Here is a 23,946-nt window from a genome sequence, read left to right on the forward strand (position 1 = left end):
TTTGATTGATCATCTCAAATTGCGATTTTGAGCAGAAAAGAAAAGAGGCTTTAAACGATCTTTGAAAGGTCTTTGAAGACCCTTTGAGAACCACTTAAAAACTCTTTGAGAAAAAATAAATTGGTACAAAACCTAGTGGCAAAATATACAAAACCTGCTGGCAAGCTACACTGGCAAGCTACAGCTACACTGGCTGGGGAACTTGGATTCGAACCAAGATTGACGGAGTCAGAGTCCGCTGTTCTACCATTAAACTATTCCCCAATAAGCCAATTTTATCATCTCTAGCAGATTCTACAGTGTAGGCAAGCGCAAAAAGTCTTTTAGATTATCGATAATAAAGAGCGATAGGAATGTCATTGATTGTTTTGATTTGAATATCAACATCATAAATGTCTTTAAGAATTTCTGGTTGCATAATTTCTTTGGGAGTTCCACAATAGGCTGCTTTTCCATTTTTCAGTGCAACAATCATATCTGAATAAGATGAGGCAAAATTAATATCGTGCATAACAATAAGAATGGTTTTTTTCAGTTCATCAGCTGTGCGGCGTAACTGCTTCATCATAGAAACGGCATGTTTCATATCCAGATTGTTTAATGGTTCATCTAAGAGAAGATAATCAGTATCTTGGCAGATAACCATGGCTATAAAAGCGCGTTGACGCTGACCGCCAGAAAGCTCATCTAAAAAACGGTCTTTTAAATCTTGTAAGCCGAGATAGCGTAGCGAACTGTCGATAAATTGTTTATCTTCATGTGTATACCAGCCTTTTGAATAAGGATAGCGTCCGAAACTTACTAAATCGTACACGGTTAAACGGAAGGATAAAGGATTATCTTGACGCAGAATTGAGAGTTTTTGAGCCAAAATATCGTGGGGCATTTTATCAATATCAAAGCCGTCGATATGAATTGTACCATTATGGTATGACAAAAGACGTCTTATCAGCATTAAAAGAGTTGATTTTCCCGAACCATTTGGCCCAATGAGAGAAATAATCCCCCCTTTGGGAAGATGAAGGCATAAATTATCGATAATCAATCGTGCTCCGTAAGCCTTGGAAAGATGATTGATCTCAATCATTTTAGTTTTCCCTTCATCAGTAACATTAAGAAAACAATACCCCCACAAAATTCAATGATAAAACTTAAACGTCCTGCCATGTGAAAAATTTGTTCTAAAATAAATTGTCCTCCCACCAAACAAATAATCGCTAATAATATTGCAATCGGCACAACAACACAGTGTTTTGCTTGAGGAGAAAGTTCATAGGCAAGGTTGGCAACTAACAGTCCAAAAAAGGTGACGGGGCCTACTAATGCGGTAGAAATGGATACGAGAATGGAAACAAAAATAAGGACAGCTGTCGCACTTTTGTGGTAATTAACGCCAAGATTGAGGGCATTTTCACGTCCCAAAGCTAAAATATCAAGAAGATGACGGGAATGCCATCCAATCAGACTCACAATGAAGACAATGATTGTGGCAAAGCTTATTAATGGTGTATTGAATTTATTAAAATTTGCAAACATAATATCGGTTAAATTCATCATTTGGTCTGGATTTAGTTGCAATTGCATAAACATCCGTAAACTGAAAAAAAATCCGCCTAAAACAACACCGATTAAAAGCGTCAAATGAAGCCCTTTTAGGCTTCCTGAAAAGAGCCAGCGAAAAAGGCTTATTGAAAAAAGAATAAGAATGAGGGCTTCGAGAATGAGTTGTCCTTCTTCATTTAAAAAGGGCAAAGAAAGAGAGCCTACAAAATATATCAGAACAGTCTTTATTAAAATATAAAGCTGATCAAATCCCATAATTGAAGGGGTAAGAAGACGGTTATTAACGATTGTTTGAAATAAAACCGTAGAAACGCTTATTGCATAGGCAATAAGAAGCAGAGAGGAAAGTTTTGTAAGACGAAATGTCCATGTATAAACATTGATATTCCACGTCATGTAAAGACTAATGACAGTACATGCTATGATGATAAGTGTTGTTAGTACACATATTGTTTTTTTTCTTCTATCCAAGACGCTTTCTCCAGCGTAAAAGCAGTATCATAAAAATAAAACTACCGATTACACCCATCATAGTGCTGATGGGAATTTCAAGAGAGGGATGAATTATTCGTCCTACAAGATCACAAATCAAGACCAATCCTGCACCGCTGATGGCTACCCAAGGAGCAGTACGGCGCATATTATCGCCCATGAAATTTGACACAAGGTTGGGAACAATGAGTCCAACAAAAGGAATACGGCCAATGGTACAGACAACAACAGCAGTGATTGAGGCGACAATAAAAAGACCAAAAAACATGACAGCACGATAATTCAATCCAAGGTTATTGGTTAAATCTTCTCCCAAACTTGCAACTGTAAAGCGATCAGCAGTGAAATAGGCGAGAATACAAAGGGGAAGGGATAGCCATAAGAGCTCATATTTTCCTTCAAGAACCATTGAAAAACTGCCAAATAAGTAAGCTTGAAGAGAGGGAAGTAACATTTCATAATCTGCAATGGCATTGGTTAAAGAGCCAATAATATAGCTTAGCATAATCCCTGTAAGGGGTACAATGAGAGCAGATTTTAGAGGAATGCGGCGCAATAAAAACATAAAAAGTAAAGTGCCTGTCATGGCAAAAAGTGTCGCAACGACCATTTTTCCTAAAACAGAAATATCGGGCAGAAAAATCATAATGAAAAGAATGCCAAGGGAAGCAGATTCAACAGTTCCAGCGGTTGATGGCTCGACAAAGCGATTGCGTGTCAATAGTTGCATAATCATACCTGAAAGTGCAAGTGATGCACCTACTAAAAGGATTGCAATGGTACGAGGAAGACGTGTTTGCCAAAAAATAAGCCACGCATGGGGATCTGCTGCGAAAAGGTCAGAAGGCGTGACATCAGAATAACCAACAAAAATGCTGAGGATAGACAGGAGAATGAGAAGTGTTATGGTTATCCAGTAATTCTTCACGTTAAATCATTTTCTAACAAAACCTAAAAAAGCAAAGACTGCTTAATAAACAATCTCTGCTTTTAAATTTTATTTATATAGCAAGCAAGCTCTTTTGTACGCTTATTTGCTCTTTGTAAAGGCTTCATTGATCTGCTTAGCGGTTTCAATGAGTCCCGTTAAACCACCACTTGCACGATACCAGCTCCAAGAGTCCAAATAAATAATTTGATTTTGTTTGCTTGCTGTTGTGCGGTGAACAAGCTCATTGTTAAGCAATTGTGCTGCAGATTGCCCTTCACGTCCAATTGCGGCATCCCGATCAATCACCAACAACCAATCAGGATTTGTCTCAAGAATAAATTCAGGAGAAATGAGCTGTCCATGTTTTTGTACAGTGAGTTTATCGGTTGCTGGGGCAATTCCAAAAGCGGAATGCAAAATATCAAAACGTGATTTTGGTCCTAAGGCACTGATTTTTCCACCAGAGGTCATGAGTACAAGACCTTGGCCTTTTCCTTTAGTATTTTTACGAACTTCAGCTAAAGTTTCATTTAGTTTTGCAATTTCTGCTGCAGCTTCTTTTTCTTTGCCAAAAATTTTGCCAAGGATAGACACATTCCGTTCAATATCTGCAAGAGAGTTTTCATTTCCTACAGTTAGATCAATTGTTGGAGCGATTTTGGATAAATCGTTATATTTTGCTTGAGTTCTGGAGGAAATGATAATCAAATCAGGTTGAAGAGTGGCAATTTTTTCATAATCGGGTTCAAAAAGGGTACCAATTTTTTCATATTTTGCATCATCAAATTGTTGCAGATAGGATGGTTTTTTTCCTTCAGGAATACCGATAACCGCTTTGATACCAAGGCGATTCATATTATCAAGAGAGGCAATATCAAACACAATAACCTTTTGCGGAGAAGCGGGAACAGGAGTCGTGCCTGAAACATGATTAATTGTTACATTTGTTTGAGTACTCGTATTTGCAATACTCGTCTGTGTCCATAAAGCTGTTGCAAAGCTGGTTGCAACCAGTAAAACAGAAGTCATCCGTTTCATATATTTTATCATCGTAATTTTATCCTTTTATCTAATATTATAAGGGTTTGCGCACTTAAAAACTTAACTTTGGTATTTTATGCACAAAATGAAGCGTAGATAAATAACACTATGTTGTAAAATTGACCAACATATGTTAAAAATTGTTCACTTACCTCATTTTCACTTAATTCCAGTGTTTTTGCAACATTATTTAGAAAGTTTGACATATGATCAATGTATTTAAAAAGCGTACAAGTCTGTACGCACTGACAGCGAGTGCTCTTTTCCTTTTACAAGGTGTTGATGCTTCGATAGCGAGTGGTGGTGTTCCTGGTGGTGCTGGCGTTGGCGGCGTCCCTGGTGTTGGTGCTGGCGCTGGTGTCCCTAACGCTGGCGTTGGCGGTGCTGGTGGACTTGGTGCTGGCGTTGTCCAAGGTGGGGGTAGCGCCACTGTATGTAATGTAGCGAGTTATAAAGGTTTTAATGATCCTTTATCATCTGTTGTTTGTAATGATGGAACAGAACACTCAATGAAGTATAGTACGGTTATGGTGACAAAGAATGGTGCTAATGCTTTAGCAGTGGGAAGGTTTGCTGTTGTTGGAGGATCAGCAAAAACTACTAAACCGACAATTGTTAAATTGTACTCTTCATCTCTTCTGAATCGATCTGCTTCAAATGCTGACCAGAATGCAATGCCGCAGTATGGGAGCGCTGTATTTGCATCACAAGATGGAGTGGTTAAATTGGAACACTCATCGAGTCGTGATTTTGACACTGGGCTTTACGCTTCATATGGTGGAAAGATCGTTATGGAAAGAGGGCTAATCCGTAGTGCAATTATGGGTGCTGAGGCTGTGAATGAATCACTTATTATGTTGCGTAATACAGAGATTATTGTGTCGGGACAACAGTGGAGTTTAGGTAGTAAAGATGAAGAAGATGATCTTCAAGATAATGATGCAACTGGTTTGCGTGTCGCCAAGGGATCAGTAATAGATATGAAATTGGGGAAGCTTATTGTACCGATAGGTGTAAGTGTAGTTGTGGCAGAAAACGGAGGAATCATTCAACTAGATAATGTTAGTGTTACATTCAATGAAAGCAAACCTAACGCTGCAGCACAGGAATTGACTAGCCTTTTATCTACAGATTCAGGTTTTATTTCCTTTAAAAATGGAAACATTAATCATTCAAATACTATTGGTGTGTGGGCCTTTGACAATGAAGGTAAAGATTCTAAGAATAATAGAAGAAATGATGCTACAAGCGTGAAGCCTATTGAGATAAATGAACCCAGTACCGAGTTTCTTGCTTCTTCAGACTATGTTAACTATCTTATACCCAAAATTTTAGGGAAAAAGACAAGGGCAGGAACCGCTGAAGAAAGAGCCGCTGAAGAAGGAGCCGCTGAAGAAGGAGCCGCTGAAGCGGACTTTAGGGTTGGGATTTCTATAAAATCTTCAACTATTAACTTGAGTGGCGAAAGGTCTGTTGGCGTATATTTTGATAATCAAACTGATGATTCAGAACAGAGCCTAAAAAGTAACCAATTACAAAATAAGGAATCTGTAGTTCTTTTGCATAACACTACTCTTAATGTTCCAGATGGTACAGTCATTTTAGGTAATCATATGAGAGGCTCTGTCCTTATAGATAGCGAATCGAATGTTTCTGGTAATTCATTATTATATGCTAGATCTACTTCTGAAGTGTCGGTTTTTGTTAATGATTCTATAGTTAGAGGCGAAGCTGAAGTTGAAAAAGGTTCTCAGGGTAAGCTTTTTTTGTTCAATGGATCGAAGTGGCATTTAACGAAAAGTAGATTTGCAAAGCAGACTAACAGTTGTGAGGATTCATGTATTTCATTTGTGAAACTTGACAATTCTACTATTTCGTTTTTGCCTTTACAAAATGATGCTAATCAACAAGATTATAGTCATCAACTGCTTCGTATAGGAAATGGGGAAGGCACAGTTTACACCGCTTTTTGGGATTCTCATATTTATTTCGGTGCATCTGTGCCAGCTGATGCATCAGAGGCATCTCGATTATCTGATAGGCTTTTAATTCATGGTGATGTTTCTGGTCAAACTAAGGTGCATGTGCTTCCAATGAGACAAAATGGTGATGTTCAACGAGGTCAGGATGCCCAAGGTTATAAACCTCAGAGTATTTCAATTATTCAGGTTTATGGGGAGGCGAGGGAAGATTCTTTTACGCTGAATGATGCGTATGTTACGATAGGCGGTTTACCTTATCAGTATGTCCTTCGTGCTTACGGTCCAAAGCCTTCTTCGGAGATGAAGTATTTCGATGAGGCTTTGGTTGTGAGCGGTAAAGATGTTTGGGATTTTCGTTTAGAAGATAAAAATTTGCCCTATGAGCCTAGTTCTCTTCCTGTCTTAGGCAGCAGTAGTAAGAGGGAGGATGCAAATACTCCTTCCGTGCAATCTCGTGAAACTGAGGGAAGTGAGGTAGGTAATTCTTCTGTAGGGACAAGTCTTCCATCTGGAACTCCTGATGTTCCTGGGGGAAGTTATGGTCAAGAACTGGTAACAAGTGATGGACGTACGAGTATTTATCTTCTTGCTGGTGATGTGAGTGAATATTCTCGCCAGAATGCAAATGAAGTGGAATATACTATAGTAGGTTACGATGATTCTGATACAGGTTATGGTGATTATAATATAGTTGATGTGAATTCTCTAGGTACAGATAGGTCTTCTCCATCACCGGAAGCAGAAGATAGATTAATGGTGACAACAGATGGAGATGGACTTACTGAGACTGTTGAGCCTTCCTCGACAACTGAGGAGGCTGTTGATTCGAGTCGAACGGTTAGTCGGAATGAAGCAGAAAATGATATAGTAGGTCATAATACTTCTGATACGGTTGGTGTGAATTCTGGAGCTCATAGAACTGAGACAGGTGATGAAGATCATACAGACGGTGGATATGAAGGATATTATGATGTAGAGAGTGAAGCATCTGAAGCTGTAACGCCTCTTCTTTCTCCTACTACTATGTCTTCTGTTACTTCTACTGTACTTGGGGGGGACGCATCTACTGATCTTGTAAGATCTGAGGCATCTGGGCATAGCGTATATCCTGTTTTATCCAATTCATCTCCTTCATCTATAGATTCGGTAACTTTAATACCTTCAGGAGCTGATTCACTTGGGAGATCTGATCTAGGCAGGATTTCTGTGATATCGGCAGATGGGGTTTCTGGAACATCTGAGTATCATACTGTGTCGAATATGCTGACACCTATAAAATCAGCAGCTTCCATGAAGCCTTCTACTTCTGAGACTTCCGCAAAACCTGTTGCGCTTTCTGATGTATCTGCTGGGAGTATTCTTATGCTTGGTAGTTCTGATAATGGAAATGTTCCTTCTAAGGAAACGATTTCTTCTACATGTGATGATATGAATAATGGTGAAGAGAGATCACTGACTACTTATTTGTGTAGTGATGGTAAATCGCGGACGATAAAAAACTTTACGTTGAAGGCAAGTGATAAAACTCAGCATCCTATGCATGTAAAAAATCAGGATACGGTTATTAAGTTAGAGGGAGCTATCATTAGTGGTGCAGATTTTTCTGACAGTGAAAATAATGTTGATTTTGCTACATCAAAGCGCGTGAGTGCTGTGCTTGCAGAAGACAATGGAGAAGTTGTTTTGGATAAGAAATCAAAAATCCAATCTTCTGTGATTGGGCTTGAAGCGCAAAGTGGCGGAAAGATTAAGATGACTGGTGGGACAGTTGATGCGCTTTATGTGGGCGCTTTGGCTGGTTCTGGATCATCTGTTAATTTAAAGGATACGAGAATTAACGTAACGGGAGATTTGGTTGCGGCTGGTCTGGCGAGTAAGGCTGGTGAGATAACAATGAATACTGGAGCTATTACTTTGGCAAAGGGAGTGGCTGTGAGGTCAGAAGCTGGGGGAAGCGTTAGGTTAGATAAAGTGGACATTACTGTGAAAAAATCAGCAGAAAAATTAGATTCTGTAGATAATTTTGCACGCGCAGCTTTTCTGTTGAGTGATAATGCTTCTGTTGATTTTAAGAATGGAAATGTTGTTACTGATGCTCATGCTTTGTGGGTTATAAAGGGTGATGATGTGGTTGAAACGGGTTCTTCTAGGAAGAAGAGATCTTCTGAGGTTCGTCCTACCGTGAATCACGCGAATATTGAGTCTTCTATTGTTAGAGTGGAAGGAGATGGAACCTATGGCATATATTTTGATGGGGTAATACAGAAAGAAGCGAGTCAACAAAATCGAAGTAAGGATTTAACAACTGAGAAAGCAATTGTTGTTAAGCGGAGCGCTGTATCCGAACAGAAGAAAACACCTATAGGCATAGCAGGGACAGTTTCGTTGAAGAAAACTGATTTTGAAGTTGCAAAGGGTACAGCGATTTATGGTAATAATTCTAGTGGTCATGTTTTATTAGAAAATAAAACAACTCTTACTGGTGACTTATTATTGAAGGCTGAAAATGATTCTAATATATCAGTTTCGGTTGATAGCTCTATTGTTACAGGCGATGTTCGCGTTGATAAAAGTTCTTATGCAAAATTAGATTTGGCTAATAGTTCACGGTGGGTTCTTAAAAGAAGTGCGCAGAAGAATTTGGGTACTCCAGATTTAGGATGTGTAGGTTCATGCGTTCCTTCTGTGAGACTTATAAATAGTGCTATTGATTTTAGATCTTCCGAATCTGAAGGGAGATATCAGACTCTCCATATTGGAAATGGGAACGGCACAGTTTATGAGGCACAGGGTGATGCTGTAATTCATCTCAATGCACGTTTAAATCCTCATGATCCGAGTGATCAACAAGTAACGGATCGACTTGTCATTCATGGTGATGTTTCTGGAAAAACAAAAATACATGTACGAGGTGATGCGGGCAATGTAGGAGATTCTAGAGCGAATGGAAAGATTGCTCACAGTGTTTCAGTTATTCAGGTCTATGGTCAAGCGAAGAAAGATTCTTTCGAACTCGATGGCAATTATGTTGCACTGAGCAACTCACCTTACAAATACACTCTTCGTGCTTATGCTCCAAAAGCGACTTCGAAACAGGAGCATGTTCAGCAGAAGTTTGTTAAGGATGGTGGAGAGTTTTGGAACTTCCGTCTAGAAAATCAGTATGTTAAGTCTATGAGATCTGCTGCCCTTTCTGAACAATTTGTAAGGTCTGTTGTTCCACAGGTTCCAACTTATCTTGTCTTGCCTAATAGTGTATTCCACGCTGGTTTGATGGATATCAGTAATCAAAACAAGCAGTTGGACACATTGCGGATGACTTCTAATGGAATGGTAGAGATTCGTGAAAATCCTGCTTTATACTTGCGCGGCTATGGTGGAAATTACCGTTATGCTTCGGATCTGTCCACGCTTGAATATGGTTACGGAGGTGATCTTGACTATCATGGTGTAGAGGTAGGTGTTCTGCTGCAAACTATTGAAAGCTCTGATAGCACTATATCCTTTGGTGTTATGGGAACTTATGGAAAACTTTCTCTGCAGCCTTTGAATGTTGAGCAAAGTAAGAAGAGTGCATTTGATAAATGGACTGCTACGGTATATGGTAGCATGCAGCATAATGTTGGCTTCTATGTCGATGGTCTTTTATCCTATGGTCTGTTCAAAGGTGATGTTCTCACTCTTGCACGGGGTAAGACAGCAACATTAAAAGGTAATCCTTTGAGTGTTTCTTTAACTGGTGGTCAGACAATTGAGACAGGATATAAGGGCTTTGTCTTTGATCCGCAGGTTCAAGTTGTGTATCAACATCTCCAGTTTAATAAGGCCCGTGATATTGACAATTTTAATATTGAAATGGGTAACCTTGATCAGTGGGTGGCACGTGTTGGTGGACGCTTAACCAAGACTCCTACAGGCTCTGAAGGCGTGAATGCTGTTGCTTTCTATGGTAAGCTTTATCTTGCTCATGGTTTTGAAGGAAAACAGTCTGTGCATTTCAAGGATGCTTTCAAGTTAGGAGCTTTTGGTTCTTCATTAGAGGCTGGATTAGGCTTTAATGCCAAATTGTTGCCACAGTTCTCTCTACATGCTGACGTTCTCTATCAACATAAGCTTAATAAGGCTGGTTTTTCGGGAACAAGTTTTTCCGGAGGAGTGCGTTATCAGTTTTAATATAAGGTACAGTATGTACTTTTTAAAAAAGGCAGCACATTGTGCTGCCTTTTTTCTTTGTAGCAACTTGTGTTGCTCTTAAAAGCTTTTCGTCTTCTTGATTGAGCAAAAAAGACATAGTTTTGTTTTATGCATGAGAGCACTTTTCTACGCTAAAGCGAATTTTTTAAAGTTTATGCTGCTACTGATACGATAGAGTGCTTCGCTTTTATCGGCTTTTTAAGCGTTCAGTAGTCCAGTATGCGTTAGGTTATCCTTTTTGGTACTGATTGATATTATCTAATATAATATTTGATGTTTTCTAAAACTCGTTTTTGAGAGTTTGTTTTCCACTGATTTAACTCATTGTTTTATTTATCTCCTTGTGGATTAATTTTTAAAGTTCACAAGGTTTAGTTGTTTTTTTAATTAATTGCACGCACTGATTTTATTTTTTCTTTACACGAAATACAGAATGCATTATACACTTATAAAGTGTGATTGTTTATTATTCTCTTATAGGTAGTTTTGGCGTAGAGCTTCTGCCAAATCTATTGGGGTAATTCATTGCACAGTTCAGATGAGCATGAGGCATGTTCTTTTTGTTACACTTTTCGTGTTTTGAGGTGTGCAATGGGATGTTTTGCAGGTGCTTTTATTTTTAATGAGAGGGGAAGAAAAGTTTCGAGGGAACTATGATTAAAGTTTTTAGAAATCATCTATGTTTGTGTGCTTGTACAACAGCTATCCTCTCTTTGTTCCAAAATGGAAGAGAAGTTTATGCGGCTACAGAGGAGGTCGGTAAACCTTATGTTATAACTGTTACTCCGATTAACGGTATTCGTGTTATTTCTGGTTCTCATCTTGGTGGAAGTAATGCGTATAAGCCTCCTTTTAGGGGAGAGAGTGGGGATAATTATTATCCTCCTAATATGATTCCTGTTCGCAATAACGATGAGGGTATTCGTGGGGGGAGCGATTATCGTAAGCTGAGTGGAGTGGATGGAGAGATTGGGCGTAAGGATAATGTAGATAACTCTGTTAAAGATGCAGACTCTGATGGAAGAGGTGTGAGTCCTAGGTTTTATTACTATAATGGGTTGTATTATATATGCGATAATTGCGGGGATCCTAAAGAGGAGCCTAAAATTGATAATAAATCTTATAAAATTACGAATGAGAACGTTTCCAATTATCCTGATAATCCCACCGCTATAACGGTGAAAGGAATAGGCACAAGGGTTAGTGCGAAGGATGTAGCGGTTAGTAGTCAAGTTGCTGATAAAACTTTTCTAATGGGGGTGCATGTATTAGAGAACGGTAAGATTGCTTTGGAAGATCCGATTATCAAAAATACAGTTATAGCCCTTCGTGCGAGTGATGGCGTGATTGAGGTAAAAAATGGAAAGATTAAGGAAAGTCATGAGGGTGTTGATGCAGCAGAGAACTCGTTTGTTCTTTTAGAAGATACAGAAATTAAGACCGCTAATGGGAATGCGAGTCTTTTAAGTTATGATCATTCAGAAATTTGGATGTCAGGTGGATCAGTTGATTTTATGAACAGCCATGGGGTTTCTTCGACGTTAGGTGGAAAAGTAAATCTCGAGAATGTTAAAATTACTGGGAAAGGTGACAAAGGTAAGGATCGTGCGGTTGTGCATACGGATTTAGGGGGGGTGGTTAATTTAGAGGGTACGACTATTCGTGCTATGGATGTCCATGGCATATTATTAGAAAATACAGTCAATTCTATTCCTCTGCAGGAAGTTAAAGATTTATCAAATGAAGATTCTGATTCAAAGATTCCTGTGACTGAAGTTAATATGAAATCCTCTTCTGTTACTGTAAAGGGTAAGGGATCTTATGGTATCTATTTGCGGGGAGAGAAGCCATGGAGTGAAGGTGGGGATAAAAAAGAAGAAATTTCATCAGAGGAAGAAAAAGCTTTACCACGATTAGAAGTTGTTAATTTGGATAAAACAGAGTTTTCTGTTTTAGACGATGCGGCTCTTTATGGTAGAAACATTATTTCTGGTGCGGTGGGGTTGGTGCACAGCACTCTTCGTTCAGGGAATTTTTTATTAAAAGCTGAGGAAGGTGCTTCTATAACAGTTTTGGCTGATGCTTCTACTCTTGAAGGTCGCACACATGTTGATAAAAATTCTAATGCCGAACTTTATTTGGGAGGCCGTTCTAAATGGATTTTACAACAACCGTTGAAAAAAGATCAACATGAGGCTGCCCATGATTCTTCTATTTCACTCGTTAGTCTTATGGGTGAGAGCTCTATTAATTTTAAAAGACATGAATCTTCTTCTGCTGATGATTATCAAACCCTTCGTATTGGAAAGGGAAAGGGTGAAGTTTATAGAGCACGGGACGGTGCCTCTATTTCCCTTAATACATACTTGAATAGTGGTGGTGCTCTTGATCATCAAAAGACTGATCGTGTTTTAATTCATGGTGATGTTTCGGGAAAAACAAAGCTCCAAGTGCATGGGGTTTCAGGAAGTCCAGGAGGATACACGGGAAGGGGAGGAAATGATGAAGGTATTTCAGTCATTCAGGTTTCTGGACAAGCAGAGCAAGATTCTTTTCAGTTGGAAGGTGGTTATGTAGCATTAGATAAATTACCTTATCAGTATAAGCTTTATAGTTATGGTCCAAGGTCTCATTTAGGAAAAGCAAACATGGATCAAAGATTAGTTGAAGGGAACGGAGAATTTTGGGATTTTCGCCTTGAAAGTAGATCTATAGATTCTGATGTTAAACCTAAACCAGATCCTGCTCCGAAGCCTTTTCCTGACCCAATTCCAGGACCAGAACCTTCTCCAGCACCTTCTCCGGAGCCTCATCCTAAGCCGGGAGTTAAGGCTGTTGTTCCGCAGGTTCCGACTTATCTCCTTTTGCCTAATGCCTTACGCCATATTGGTTTGATGAATGTGAGCAATCAAAATAAGCGATTAGAAGCTTTACGAATTCCTTCTGGGGGTTTATTAGAAAGTCGTGAAAATCCTTTCTTTTTTGTGAGCGGTTATGGCGGCAATCATCGTTATACTTCAAATCTTTCCGCGCTTGAATATGGTTATGGCGGCGAGCTTGATTATAATGCCATAGAGGCAGGTGTTTTGCTGAAAGCAATCGAAAATATGTATGGTTCCACTTCTTTTGGAATTATCGGGGCCTACGAGAGATTTTCTTTGCAACCTTTGAATGTTGAGCAGAGTCAAAAAAGTACATTTGATAAATGGTCAGTTACAGCATACGGTGGTATGCAGCATGATGCGGGTTTTTACGTTGATGGTCTTGTGTCTTACGGTTTGTTTAAAGGTGATGTTCTAACAACTGCACGTGGCAAGACGGCAACATTAAAGGGAAATCCTTTAAGCGCTTCATTGACTGCTGGTAAAACGTTTATGGTGGGGGAGGACGGTTTTGTTTTTGATCCGCAAGTTCAAGTTGTTTATCAATATCTTCAATTTAATAAAGTGCCTGATGTGGATGGCTTTGATATTGAGCTGGGAAAGCTTCATCAGTGGATAGGGCGTGTTGGAGGGCGTTTAACAAAGAGGCTGGTCGCAACTGATAAGGCTCAAGTTGTCTCTTTCTATGGCAAGCTTCATCTTGCTCACGGTTTTGAAGGAAAACAATTTGTGCATTTTAAAGATGCTTTTCAGCTAGGCTCTTTTGGTTCTTCGTTAGAAACCGGATTAGGTTTTAATGCCCAATTGTCTCAAAACTTTGCGCTTTACGGTGATTTGGTTTATCAGCACAAGCTAACGAAAGCTGGTTTTTCTGGAACTAGTTTCTCTGGTGGTTTGCGTTATCATTTCTAGAGTTGTTGCTGTTTCTGATTAATCTTTGAAAAAGCCACAAGTATAACTTGTGGCTTTTTCTCATTCTCTATTCATTTTGTGTTATAGCTTTTTTACGAGAGTGTAACTTCGCATATCTTTAATATGCTTTTGGGTTGGACTTCTTTCATTTTTTTGAAAAGTTTGAAGAGTTTGTACGTTATGGTTTCAAAACGCGTATTTCAGAGTGATTATTATATTATTTATTATATGCCGATTGATAAAGATATTTTTTAATTCAGAATGCGGAAATATTTTCAATGCTCTTATGATGAACCCATAAAAAGCATTCCTTTGCATATTATGTAAGATTGGCAAGTGGATAATTGTCTGAGAAAGGAGTCAATATAATTTAGGAAATTACCTTAGGAGGAGAGGATTTACAATATTAGAAATTGGCAAAGGAAAAGAAGATACTCAAGCGCAATGAGGGCTATATCTGATGAACTTTATATTATATCCGCTGTTGTTGTGAAATGGGGATGGAAAAAATGAGAGTTATCTGAGAAAACTGATGAATGAGAAACATAATGACATATTGTTTTTGGAAAATGTGTTTTCTTTAAATGCATAAATAAAAAGATAAAGTCATGTGTCATCTTCACTTTTTAAAATATGGCTCTGAATGTTTTTGAATATTGTCAAGTTGAATTAAAAGGAGATAGTAAAAATAGGAACTGATTTTTACACGTTCCTACTCTTTATTAGGCTGTCTTGCCATGAAGATTGTCTAAAAAGGTATATGTAAACTCTTGTTTTTCAATTTTGGCATATGTTTTGTCTGCTTACAAAGTACATATTGTTTCAATATAACATCTCTATCGTAAGGATGTTTATTATGTCCGTTCTGGGGGGGGAGACAGCAGTTAAAGTAGGCGTTTTTGATGCATGTCAACCGATTAAGGCTATTTTTGAATAACAATTTTAAAGGTGATTTTTCTGTCGTTCTTCAGTTATATTTTTGCAATTTTTTTGTAAAAGCAAAAGATTTAGATTGTATTTTTGAGTAATTTTTTAATTCCATATTTACATAAAACACAAAAAATATTAATAGACTTCCTATTTTTAAACCAAAACGTATTAAATTTCCTGGTTAAATCTCTTGATACGTTATGCATTGCTCTATGATGGGGCAGAATTATGGTGTAATTATGGTAAATCTATTTAAAAATCGTTTCTCTTTATGTACTTTTACAACAGCATGTCTTTTTTTTGCACACAATGCTGAATCTCAAGTTTCCTCTGGAAAAAAGCAGTCTTCATGTGATCAGAATGCAGCATTTTATCAGTGTTCTGATGGTGGAGAGCACGAAATTAATAATAAAGTTTATTCACTAACGAATAAAAATATTAATGATGTTTATGGAGCCATGGAGGCGTCTAAGAAAGGTACAATTATTGGAGGCAAGAATATAACTGTTAAGGGTATTTTGGATGAAAAGAATAATTCGGAAAAGATTTTTTGGAAATATGGAGTAAAGGCATCAGAACAGGCGAAGGTCTATCTGAGCGATTCTACGTTGAGTGGCGTTTTAGTGGGGGTGGAAGCTCAAGGTGGCTCCCTCACAATATCTGGTGGATCAATTGATGCAATCAAAGTGGGGGCTGTTGCAGAAGGAAAATCTCAAAGTAGAGTTGATTTAACGAATACGCAAATTAGCCTAGGGAGTGTTGGGGTTAAAGCAGGAGAAAAAGGGTATTTTATTTTAGAGGGTGTTTCTATTACCGGCAAGGGGAGTACAGGCAAGGATGATCAAGGGCTGGATACAGGTCGTCAAGCAGCTTTTCACATATCTGAAAACGGTTATGTTGAGTTTATGAAAGGTTCTGTTGATGTTACTGATGCTCATGGGCTTTTATTGCAGGGAAATAAAGGTTCTCAGATTAATATTGGAGATTCCAATATTACAGTGAAAGGTAATGCATTTTATGGTATGCATTTTGAAGGTAAGGCAACATCAGGTGGTTCGTCAGAGGGGGAATCATTGCGCGTTGATTTGAGAAAAACGCGTTTTGTTGTTCCAGATAGCATAGCTCTTTATAGCAGTAAATCTGGAAAATCTTCTATATCTTTAAAGGAAACAAAGCTTTTTGGAGATTTGTTGCTGAAGGCTGATAGTAACTCTTCTATAAAGGTTGTTGCTGATGACTCTGCACTTGTCGGTCAAACTCAGGTTGATAATAGTTCTAAAGTTGACCTTGAATTGAAAAATAATTCACAGTGGGTTTTATTACAACCAAGACATAAAAAATTACAAAATCCTCATTATAGAGATGTTTCGTTTATTTCATCGGTAGATCTTTCTAATAGTTCTATTATTTTTAAAAAACCAAAGTCCAGTACTGATCATACATATCAAACGCTTCATATTGGAAAAGGAAAAGGTCTTGTTTATCAGGCTGGTAGTGGTTCTTGGGTTCATTTGAATGCATGTTTAAATCCTAGTGATACAAGTGGTAATCAGGTAACGGATCGGCTTCTCATTCATGGTGATGTTTGGGGAAAAACCATAGTCCATATACAAGGGGTTGCTGGAGGTTTAAAAGGAAAAAACGAAAAAGCGCATAGTGTTTCAATTATTCAAGTTTATGGAGATGCATCGTATGACTCTTTTCAACTGAATGGGAAGTATGTTGCATTGGATGGCGCGCCTTATAAATATGTTCTTCGTTCTTATGGACCAAAAGCTACTGGAGAGGAGGAGCATGTTAAACAGAGGTTTGCTTTGAATGGAGGAGCATTTTGGAATTTTCGTTTAGAAAATGAATATGTTCAAACTACTGATTATAGAGAAACTCCTATGGTTTCTAAACGTACACCTCCTGCACGTGCTTCTTTTGAGGATATTATTCCAGAATCTTCTGCGGGTGTTATTCCGGTGTCTTCTGCGGGTGTTGTGTCAGCGTCTTCTGCAGATAGTCTTTCTAAAATTGAAAATGTTCCCTCATCTGGACGAGGTGTAAGATCTGTTGTTCCTCAGCTACCAACTTATCTCCTTTTGCCAAATAGTTTGTTCCATGTAGGTTTGATAGATATTAGCAATCAAAATAAGCAGCTGGAGACAGTACGGACTAATCTTAGTGGAATGTTGGAAATTCGTGAAAATCCTGCTTCATTTTTGCGTGGCTATGGTGGGAGTTATCGTTATGTTTCAGATTTATCTGCGCTTGAATATGGTTATGGAGGGGATCTAGGGTACTATGCGCTAGAGACAGGTGTTTTGCTACAAACTGTTGAAAATGTTGACAGTACTATATCCTTTGGGGTTATGGGGTCTTATGGAAAGCTTTCTTTACAGCCTCAAGATGTTGCACAAAGCCAAAAAAGTACATTTGATAAATGGACTGCTACAGTATATGGCAGTATGCAGCATGATGCAGGATTCTATGTTGATGGTCTTTTATCCTATGGTCTGTTTAAGGGAGATGTTCTGACAACTGCACGGGGTAAGACGGCAACATTAAAGGGTAACCCTTTAAGTGTTTCCTTGATGGGTGGTCAGAAAATTGCCACAGGATATGAAGGTGTTGTTTTTGATCCACAGGTTCAGGTTGTTTATCAACATCTTCAATTTAATACGGCTCGTGATATTGATAATTTTAATATTGAGATGGATAAACTTGATCAATTGGTGGTGCGTATGGGGGGGCGTTTGATGAAGACTCTGACTGCGTCTGAAAAAGATCGTGATGTTTCTTTCTATGGAAAGATTCATTTTGCTCATGATTTTGGCAAAGAAAGAGCTGTGCGCTTTAAAGATTCTTTCCAGTTAGGGGCTTTTGGTTCTTCTCTAGAGGCTGGATTAGGTCTTAATGCTCGCTTGTCTCAAAAAGTTGCGCTTCATGGTGATTTGGTTTATCAGCATAAGTTGAGCAAAGGTGGTTTTTCTGGGGTCAGTTTTTCTGGTGGGTTGCGCTATCGTTTTTAGAATGATCATCTTGGGGTAAGTTGTTTAAAAAGCCACAAGCATAGCTTGTGGTTTTTTATTATTTGTTTGCAACTTTTAAAATAAGCTTTTTTAAAAAATGTTTTTTGCATGAGCAAGTTTGTTTCTTTTTAGAAACGAGATAAGGATTTCTGGTTTGCAGTTCTTGCTTCTTATGCTGTTTTTCTTCCTTTAGTGTATTTTTATTAAATTCTCTTTAAATCACCGCTTTGGGGTGGATTTTTTATTTTTATCTATATTTTTACGCGTTTTTATAAATAATACAATTTTAAATTGTGATATTTTGGGGTTCTGGCTTTACATAAAACATTTAGTGGATATATAAAATACAAAACGTATTTTAAATTATCGCGCGTAACCAAAGTTATTAAACAGAACGCGTATTTTTTTGTTTTTAGAGAAGGGGAAGAAAGTTTGTAGAAAATTATGCTTAAAAATCATCTCTCTTTATGTCGTTTTACAACGGTTATTTTTTTCTTTGTATACAATGCTGATGCAGGTGAGATTCCTGCTGAGAAGAAGCCATATTCATGTAACGAAAGTGCCTCATTTTATCGCTGTAATGATGGTCAACCGCATGAAATTTCCCAGAAAACTTATCAACTTACGGGTGCAAGTTCTGATGCTGCCATAGAGGCATCAGGGGAAGATACAATTATTGAGGGAGAGGCTATAATCATTAACGGTGTTTCGAATGCAAATGGCTATTCAGGAGCAAATGCTTGGACAACAGCTATAAAGTCCTCAAATGGGGGAGGCGTTGCTCTATTTTATTCCATGTTAAACGATGTGTCGATAGGGGCCGATGTTAATGATGAGGGAGCTTTTGAGATGCAGGATGGGGTGATTAAAGCAACCAGAATGGGGATCAGTGTTGCTGGTAAAGGGTCGTTTGTTGCTTTGACCAAGACAGAGATTAAGACATCTTCTGATGCGATAGGTCTTTTGAGTTATAATGGTGCAAAAATTTATATGAAAGGAGGGAGAATTAACTTTGCTGATGGTATTGGTGTTCAAACAGGAGGAGAAGGAGAAATTAATTTAGATGGTGTTTCTATTACTGGGAGGGGGAAACAGGGGACAAATACAGATAATCATCGTGAAGCTTCTGCTTTTAGTATGCTTCAGGGGAAAGGCTCTCTTAATTTCCAGAAGGGAAACGTTAATGTTAGCAATGCTCATGGCATTATATTGCAGGGGAATGATAATAATGATGCTCATATCAAATATTCCAATATTTTTGTGAGAGGCAATGCATTTAATGGCATGCGCTTTTTTTGGGAAGCTGTCTTAAATGATCAAAAAACAATTATACCTGGAAAAGGGTCTGTCCATTTGACAAAGACAACCGTTATGGCTCCAGAAAGTACGGCTATTTATAGCCGCCAATTCGAAACTTCTGTTAAACTCTCACAATATTCAAAAATTTCTGGAGATTCACTCCTTAAAGCTGTTGAGCATTCCAATGTAAAGATTGAGGCTGATGCTTCTACTCTTGTAGGAGTTGCACATGTTGATGAAAGTTCTACAGCTAAGATAGAGTTAAAAAATGGTTCAAAGTGGATTTTATCGCGACCAAAAGTTGACAAATTGCACAACTCTGATGCTTCTAGTTCTAAGTTAGGGGACTATTCCTTCATTTCATCGGTCAATCTTACGGATAGTTCTCTTGTTTTTGAAGAACTAAAATCCAAAACGACAGATGGTTATCAGACACTTCTTATCGGAAAAGGGGCAGGGACTGTCTATCGTGCACAAGGCGATGCGCGTCTTTATCTTAATACATATTTGGATAAAGGAGGAGCTCTGCAAGAGCAAAAAACGGATAGGCTTTTAATCGATGGTGATCTTGAAGGAAAAACGACAGTCCATGTGTATAGTGTTCCTAGAAGCCCAGGGGCATTAACGGGAGATGGTGGTAATGATCAGGGGATTTCCATTATTCAGGTTTATGGAAAAGCCGCTGAAGATTCTTTTCAGTTAAATGGGGGGTATGTCACACTTGAAGCCTCTCCCTATCAGTATCATCTTAAGAGTTATGGTCCAAGCTCTGCTTTAGGGGCGGCAGATTCCAATCAAAGAGTGCTTAAAAATACTGGAACATTTTGGGATTTTCGCCTCGAAAGTCAATTTGTTGATTCTACTTCTCTCGATTCCACTAAAGTTTTTCCTGTTCTTGATTTGGTTGTCCCTCCTTCTTCTGATGATATTCCTTCTTTTCCTAAAATTCATCCTAATATGACTGGAGGTGAGGATGGTTCTATTGCTTCTAACTCTCAGCAAAAACCTCAGGAGCCAAGTCTTTCTTCTCCTGTAGATTCTTCTGATAGGGACTTCCATCTTACTACCACACCTAATGTACCTGATGTTGTTGTGCTTGAGATCCCCAATCCTCCTTCCTCTCTTGCACCTGTTGTTCCCGCTATTGCTGAATCTAAACCAGTTGTACCACCTGCATCTGGTTCATCTGTTCCGCCGCCTGTTTCTCGCCCCACTTCTGTTGTTGCCCCAGTTGCGTCTGGTTCACCTGTTCCGCCACCTGTTTCTCGCCCCACTTCTGTTGTTGCCCCAGTTTCATCTGGTTCACCTGTTCCGCCATCTGTTTTTGAGCCTTCTTCTCATTTTGAACCAAATGTGAGAGTCATTGTTCCACAGGTTCTGACTTATATTCTTGTGCCAAATACCTTATTTTATGCTGGATTGATGGATATCAGTAATCAAAACAAGCAGTTACAAGCGCTGCGAACTGTTTCTGGTCGGTTGTTGAAAAATGACGAAAATTCCGCTTTGTTTTTGCGCGGTTACGGTGGACATCATCGTTATACTTCAAATTTATCTGCACTTAAATATGGTGATTATGGCGGTGAGCTTGATTATAATGCACTAGAGGCAAGTATTTTACTCAAGAAAATCGAAAGTGCATATAGTACGACATCCTTTGGAATTATGGGAAATTATGGCAAGCTTTCTTTGCAGCCTCGAAAGATTAAACAAAGTCAAGAAAGTATATTTGATAAATGGACAATCACAGCATATGGAAGCATGCAGCATGATACGGGTCTTTATATGGATGGTCTCTTCTCTTATGGCTTGTTTAATGGAAATGTTCTCACACTTGAGCGAGGTAAAACGGCTGCATTGAGAGGTAAGCCCCTAAGTGTTTCCTTAACTGCTGGTAAAACGTTTATGATAGGCAGCCGATATTTTATTTTTGAACCGCAGGTTCAGTTTGTTTATCAAAATCTCCAGTTTCATAAGACTCGTGATATTGATAATTTTAATATTGATATGCAAAGCCCAGATCATTGGGGAATGCGTATTGGTGGGTATTTAACGAAGGCACTTACATTTACTAAAGATGCACATGTCCTTTCATTCTATGGAAAGCTTCATTTCATTCGTAGTTTTGATGATAAACAATTTGTGTATTTTAAAGATGCCTTCCAGCTTGGTTCCTTTGGGTCTTCGTTAGAGGCTGGATTTGGTGTTTTTTCGCAACTATCTCCAAAAATTATTTTTCATAGTGATCTGATTTATCAGCATAAATTTACGAATTCCGGCTTTTCTGGAACGCATTTTTCTGGTGGATTAAGCTATCATTTTTAATTGTATTTTCTTTAATACATCCTTTGTGAAAATTATAAGCACAAAACATAGTTTTATTGTATTATTTTTTCTGATTTCTGATTTTCATATATAATATAAAGAAAATTATGTGGGTGACACATAATAAGAATAATCAGTGGATGAACTAGATGTGTCGTTTCGGTTTTTTATGAAGATAAAATAAAGAAAGTTTAGACTAAATTATGATTAAAGTATTAAAATGCCATGTGTGTGTGTGTTCTCTTACGACCTCTATTTTTTTCTTCGCGTACAATATAGATGCGAGTGCAGAAGATTATAAACCTTCATATAATTCTTTTTTTTAATCGTATTCGTGTGATACAGTTGATGCTGCTCGTACTTTTGGAAGTCGTGATAAGTTATATATGAGTGGATTGGATAGGAGAACTACAGATGTTATTTTTACAATACAATCTCATAACATAGTTATTAAGCCGGAAAAAAGTAAAGGGGAAAAAGGCGTTTCAGGAACTGGTTGAATTTTAGAATTAAATAGATCTGAGAAGATTACATCAGCAGTGATTGTATCAAAAGACAATAAAACTTCTTTTAAAAAGAGTTTTATTATAGGGAATGGCGAAAAGAAAAGTGATAGAAATACCACGTTACCTCAATCTGTGGTTGGCGTGAAGCAGGGCAGTTTTTTTCCTTTGATGAAGGTAAGATTCAGGTTTCTGATGTTCATGGTATAGCGGTTGAAAGTGCCAAGCCTGTTTTTAAGGAAAGATCATATGAGTTGCAGGATGGTCTTATGTCTGGGATTTTTTTTGAAAACACAGAGATCCTTATTAAAGGACAAGGGGTTCACGGTTTGCATTTTAGAAGAGCTCCTTCGCAATATGAATATCAAGAGGGAGAGCTTCTTACAAGTTTAGGTGAATTTTGGTTTAAAAAGACTGCTCTTCATATTCCCTATGGTAGGGCTATTTATAGTAACGATGCTAGGAGGTCTCCTTATATTACGATATTAGAGGATTCGCGTATTTTTGCTGATCGGTTATTAGATGTCAAAAATAATTCATTTGTCGCGCTTGATGCCTATGCGTCTTTTCTTGCAGGAGGAGCACATATTGAGAAAGGTTCTTATGGTAGTGTTGCGTTATTCAATCGATCTCAATGGACTGTAAGAGCAAATAAAAATGCGCTTAAAAATAATCATAAAAAAGTTCTATATTTTGTAGATTCATTTCTTTCATTGGTAAGGCTTATTGATAGTTCTATTTTTTTCAGAAAACCAAGAAATGATTTTTTTAGACACTTCGTATTAGGAGATTGGATGATGATCGTGGTTTAGATTATGCTTACGTTGCAGGGGGGACGCACGTTTATATGTTAGTGCACATCTTGCTGCAAATGGTAAAAGCAAGGGAATAAAAGCTGATAAACTTCTTAATCTATGGTGATGTTTATGGAAAAACTAAGGTGCATATTGTCGATGTTTTAGTGGCTTCAAAAAAAATAAAGAACCATAGCAAAGGTAAGCAAAAAGACGATAAAAAGATAGCCTCAGTGTTTCAATTGTTCAGGTTTATGGAAAGGCTGCGGAGGATGCCTTTAAACTGGCAACAGATTATGTTGCTTTAAGAGGAGCGCCTTATCGATATAGTGTTTTCGTGCTAATGGTCCAAATTCTTCTTATAGATAGGTAAAAGGTGGGAATGAATCCGTTAAAGAGAAAAATATTGAGTATAATGGAAATTTTGGAATTATCGACTTGAAGTTGAATATGTTCAGAAACTTTCTCATCTGCGTCATATTCGGTTGGAAAATGATGTGTCTCGTTCTTTAAGCACTTATACTCATCATAATAATGTTTTCGCTGATCATGATGCTTTTGTTCTTTATTCTGAAGAGGGTGTTAAAGCGGTGGTCCCGCAAGTTTCAACATATCTGTCGATGCCCCATGCTTTGTTTCATGTTGGTTTGATGGATATGAACAATTACAACAAACAGCTGGAAACATTGCGTATCGCTGCTGGGGCTTTAGGGGAAAATGGTAAAAAAATCCTGCACTTTTTGCGCGAGGTTACGGTGGAAGTTATCATTATGTTTTTGACCACCTGAGCTTCAATATGGCTATGGCGGAAATTTGAATTATAACGCTATAGAGGCAAGTGTCTTGCTCAATGCGATTGAGGATATACATCACACTTTGAGCTTTGGAATAATGGGGAATGATGGAAAAAATTCTCTAAAACCTCAAGATATTGAAGAAAGCAAAAAAGTACATTTGATAAATGGTCTATTACAGCATATAGCAGTATGCAGCATGACACAGGCTTTTATATAGATGTCCTTTTTTCCTATGGTTTATTTAAGGGGGATATTCTCACGAAAGCAAGAGGCAAGACAACAAC

The 23,946-nt window shown here is 38.1% G+C and carries 10 protein-coding genes and 1 tRNA gene; 6 read left to right on the forward strand and 5 right to left on the reverse strand.

Features of this window, described 5'->3' with window-relative positions:
* Positions 1-190: 190 nt before the first annotated feature.
* The 5 genes from ACFIJ9_RS07210 to ACFIJ9_RS07230 form a co-directional block, all read right to left on the reverse strand.
* Positions 191-264 (reverse strand) — tRNA-Gln (locus ACFIJ9_RS07210).
* A gap of 64 nt (positions 265-328) precedes the next feature.
* Positions 329-1,087 carry an ABC transporter ATP-binding protein gene (locus tag ACFIJ9_RS07215; protein WP_375636423.1) on the reverse strand — a complete coding sequence of 253 codons (759 nt, stop codon included), beginning with the start codon at positions 1,085-1,087 and terminating at the stop codon, positions 329-331.
* Entirely contained in the window at positions 1,084-2,034 is a 951-nt protein-coding gene (locus ACFIJ9_RS07220) for an iron chelate uptake ABC transporter family permease subunit (protein WP_375636425.1), read from the reverse strand. The genes ACFIJ9_RS07215 and ACFIJ9_RS07220 overlap by 4 nt, the downstream gene beginning before the upstream one ends.
* Positions 2,027-2,983: an ABC transporter permease gene (locus tag ACFIJ9_RS07225; RefSeq protein WP_375636427.1), complete on the reverse strand. Its 957-nt coding sequence runs from the start codon at positions 2,981-2,983 to the stop codon at positions 2,027-2,029. Before ACFIJ9_RS07225 ends, ACFIJ9_RS07220 begins: the two co-directional genes overlap by 8 nt.
* A gap of 102 nt (positions 2,984-3,085) precedes the next feature.
* Entirely contained in the window at positions 3,086-4,036 is a 951-nt protein-coding gene (locus ACFIJ9_RS07230; RefSeq protein WP_375636428.1) for a siderophore ABC transporter substrate-binding protein, read from the reverse strand.
* A 197-nt stretch (positions 4,037-4,233) separates the two neighbouring features.
* Here ACFIJ9_RS07230 and ACFIJ9_RS07235 point away from each other — a divergent pair, with 197 nt between their 5' ends.
* The 6 genes from ACFIJ9_RS07235 to ACFIJ9_RS07260 all read left to right on the forward strand — a co-directional run bounded on the left by ACFIJ9_RS07235 (position 4,234) and on the right by ACFIJ9_RS07260 (position 23,653).
* On the forward strand, positions 4,234-10,182 hold the full coding sequence (locus ACFIJ9_RS07235) for an autotransporter outer membrane beta-barrel domain-containing protein (protein ID WP_375636429.1): 5,949 nt from the start codon (positions 4,234-4,236) through the stop codon (positions 10,180-10,182).
* A 674-nt stretch (positions 10,183-10,856) separates the two neighbouring features.
* A complete protein-coding gene (locus ACFIJ9_RS07240) occupies positions 10,857-13,997 on the forward strand; it encodes an autotransporter outer membrane beta-barrel domain-containing protein (RefSeq protein ID WP_375636431.1) in 3,141 nt (1,046 codons plus the stop codon).
* A gap of 1,169 nt (positions 13,998-15,166) precedes the next feature.
* The gene (locus tag ACFIJ9_RS07245; RefSeq protein ID WP_375636433.1) at positions 15,167-17,944 is read left to right on the forward strand and encodes an autotransporter outer membrane beta-barrel domain-containing protein; all 2,778 of its coding nucleotides are present in this window, start codon (positions 15,167-15,169) and stop codon (positions 17,942-17,944) included.
* 444 nt (positions 17,945-18,388) lie between these two features.
* A complete protein-coding gene (locus tag ACFIJ9_RS07250; protein WP_375636435.1) occupies positions 18,389-21,568 on the forward strand; it encodes an autotransporter outer membrane beta-barrel domain-containing protein in 3,180 nt (1,059 codons plus the stop codon).
* A gap of 772 nt (positions 21,569-22,340) precedes the next feature.
* Positions 22,341-22,883, forward strand: coding sequence for a hypothetical protein (locus ACFIJ9_RS07255; protein WP_375636437.1), 543 nt, complete (start codon positions 22,341-22,343; stop codon positions 22,881-22,883).
* A gap of 479 nt (positions 22,884-23,362) precedes the next feature.
* Positions 23,363-23,653, forward strand: a complete 291-nt coding sequence (locus ACFIJ9_RS07260) for a hypothetical protein (RefSeq protein ID WP_375636439.1) — start codon at positions 23,363-23,365, stop codon at positions 23,651-23,653.
* The last annotated feature ends 293 nt before the right edge of the window (positions 23,654-23,946 follow it).

This window comes from Bartonella sp. MR90HLJMH (assembly GCF_042194115.1).
Classification (GTDB): Bacteria; Pseudomonadota; Alphaproteobacteria; order Rhizobiales; family Rhizobiaceae; genus Bartonella; species Bartonella grahamii.